The sequence below is a fragment of the Nautilia sp. genome, assembly GCF_053994455.1.
Genome location: NZ_JBMYAU010000068.1, coordinates 1 through 2747 on the forward strand (window position 1 = coordinate 1; position 2747 = coordinate 2747).

At 31.6% G+C, this 2747-nt stretch carries 3 protein-coding genes and 1 pseudogene; all 4 read left to right on the plus strand.

Translation table 11 applies throughout. The annotated features are described in order from the left end of the window. Nucleotides 1-188, plus strand: a pseudogene (locus ACXJIE_RS04985) (ABC transporter ATP-binding protein); the annotation flags it as partial. Between the two features lie 138 nt (nucleotides 189-326). Then, nucleotides 327-869, plus strand: coding sequence for a restriction endonuclease subunit S (locus tag ACXJIE_RS04990; RefSeq protein WP_456479875.1), 543 nt, complete (start codon nucleotides 327-329; stop codon nucleotides 867-869). Next, nucleotides 866-2347: a type I restriction-modification system subunit M gene (locus tag ACXJIE_RS04995; RefSeq protein WP_456479876.1), complete on the plus strand. Its 1482-nt coding sequence runs from the start codon at nucleotides 866-868 to the stop codon at nucleotides 2345-2347. Before ACXJIE_RS04990 ends, ACXJIE_RS04995 begins: the two co-directional genes overlap by 4 nt. Continuing rightward, nucleotides 2344-2747: RhuM family protein (rhuM, locus tag ACXJIE_RS05000; RefSeq protein WP_456479877.1), on the plus strand; the 404-nt coding region annotated here is incomplete at its 3' end. The genes ACXJIE_RS04995 and rhuM, both read left to right, overlap by 4 nt.

Genomic DNA, 2747 nt, shown 5'->3' on the forward strand with positions numbered 1-2747 from the left:
TCGGGATTTTGGTGGATCTGAATAAAAACGACGACGTTACCATTCTTTTGGTCGAGCAAAACGCCGCGGCCGCACTTAAAATCGCCGACAGGGCGTATGTAATGGAAAACGGATCGCTTGTTATGGAGGATGACGCAAAAGCCCTTCTTGCAAGTGACGAAATTAAGAAAAAATACCTCGGGGGGTAGTTTTTAGCTCTACAATTACCTCTTTTTTTGTTTTATTATCAAATAATACAAATTTTTCTTGACATTCTTACAAAAAAATTATTATAATTTTTAATAACAAATTTGTTGTATTCAAATATATAACAGAAAAGGCTTCTCATGAAACTCTCTGATATAGTAGAAATTAAAATCGGGCTTCCTCTTTCACGGAAAAAAGGTGAAAAATATAAATATAAGCTGCTTACTTTAAAATGTTTTGATAAACGAGGGATTTATATAGATGAAGAATGTTTGGAAAATTTTAGTGCAAGTGAAAAAGTTGATAATTATTTAACAAAAGCAAATGATGTTGTAGTTAGACTTAGAGAACCGATAAAAGCTGTTTATATTACGAAAGAGATTTTAATTCCTTCCACTATGGCAATTTTAAGAGCTAAAAAAGATATTGATATGAAATTTTTGGCTTATTATTTGAACACAAAAAAAGTTCAAAAAGAGTTTCATAAAAACATTGAAGGTTCATACATAAGAATGGTGGGAGGTAAAGACATTAAAGAAATAGATATAAATCTGCCTTCAAAAGATATTCAACATAAAGTAGTTGATATTTTAGATTTACAGGAAAAAGAATTATCTTTATACGAAGAGTTAATAAATCAAAAAGAACTGTTAAAAGAAACAATTTTAAGGAGTGTATTATGAGTGTGACTAAGGAAATGATCAATAATATAGTTTGGAAAGCGTGTGATACTTTTAGGGGAACGCTCGATAGCAGTGAGTATAAAGATTATATATTAACAATGTTATTTGTGAAATATTTAAGTGATTTTTACAAAGAAAAGTATGAAGAATTGCATCAAAAATACAAAGGAAATGAAAAGAGGATAAAAAGGGCATTATCAAAAGAAAAATTTGTAATTAGTGAAAATGCTACATTTGATTATTTATTAGAGCATAAAGAAGCACAAAATTTAGGTGAAATAATAAACAAAGTATTAATGAAAATAGAAGAAGATAACAAAGATAAACTCGAGGGGATTTTTAGAAATATAGATTTTAATTCGGAAGCAAGACTTGGACAGACAAAAGAGAGAAATGCTCTTTTAAAGCATTTGCTTGAAGATTTTAGTGAATTAGACTTAAGACCTTCAAAATTAGAAGGAAGAGATATTATAGGGGATGTGTATGAGTATCTGATTAGCCGTTTTGCAAGCGACGCCGGTAAAAAAGGGGGAGAGTTCTTTACACCGAGTGAAGTATCGGCACTTCTTGCCAAACTTGTTGAGCCGAAAGAGGGAGATAGGATATATGACCCGACTTGTGGAAGCGGTTCGCTTTTGATTAAAGCCGCAAAAGAGATAGGAAGCGAAAACTTCAGAATTTACGGACAGGAAAAAAACGGTCAGACTTATGCGCTTTGTAGGATGAATATGTTTTTGCACCAAATTGATGATGCCGATATAAAATGGGGGGATACTCTAAGAAATCCGAAACATTTAATCGATAACAAACATTTAATGAAATTTGATAAAGTTGTGGCAAATCCTCCTTTTAGTTTGGATAAATGGGGATATGACGAGTTAAAAGACGATGTTTTTAGCAGGTTTACTTACGGACTTCCTCCAAAAAGCAAGGCGGATTATGCTTTTGTTCAGCATATGTTAAGCTCACTGAACGAAGATGGAACGATGGGGGTTGTTTTGCCTCACGGTGTGCTTTTTAGGGGAAGCAGCGAGGGTAAAATCAGAAAAGGGATAATTGAAGACAATTTACTTGATGCGGTAATCGGACTTCCGCCGAATCTTTTTTACGGAACATCAATTCCGACGGTAATTTTGGTTTTTAAGAAAAACAAAAAAGACAAAAATGTTTTATTTATAGACGCAAGCCGTGAATTTGAAAAAGGCAAAAATCAAAACAAGTTAAGAAATAAAGACATTGAAAAAATAGTAAATACCTATAAAGAGAGAAAAACGATTGATAAGTATTCGTATTTAGCTACATTAGAAGAGATAAGGGAGAATGATTATAATTTAAATATTCCAAGATATGTTGATACATTTGAAGAAGAAGAGGAGATTGACATAAACGAAGTAAAAGCAAACATCGAAAAAATTGAAAACGAATTAAAAGAAGTTAAAGAAAAAATGAGGGGGTATTTAGAGGAGCTTGGGTTATGAGTGATATAGTGATTTATAAAGATGGAGAAATAGAGTTAAAAAGCCGTTTTGATGGTGAAAATATTTGGCTTAGACAAGATGAAATAGCTAAACTTTTTGAAAAAGACAGAACGGTTATCACAAGGCATATCAATAATATATTAAAAGATAAAGAAGTTGATGAAAAAAGCAATGTGCAAAAAATGCACTTTGCAAATTCTGATAAACCTGTAAAACTTTATAGTCTGGATATTATTTTAGCTGTCGGATATAGAACAAACTCATCCAAAGCGACTAAATTTCGTCAGTGGGCTACAAAAATCTTAAAAAAATATATTATCAAAGGTTATGCTCTAAATCAAAAAAGGATAAAAGAGAAATTTGAAGAGTTTGAAAAAGAGATAAACTTATTAACTCAAGC

Bases quoted from the DNA above. Each gene is read 5' to 3' on its own strand.
- ACXJIE_RS04990 (WP_456479875.1), top strand. From the start codon at position 327: ATGAAACTCTCTGATATAGTAGAAATTAAAATCGGGCTTCCTCTTTCA.
- ACXJIE_RS04995 (WP_456479876.1), top strand. From the start codon at position 866: ATGAGTGTGACTAAGGAAATGATCAATAATATAGTTTGGAAAGCGTGT.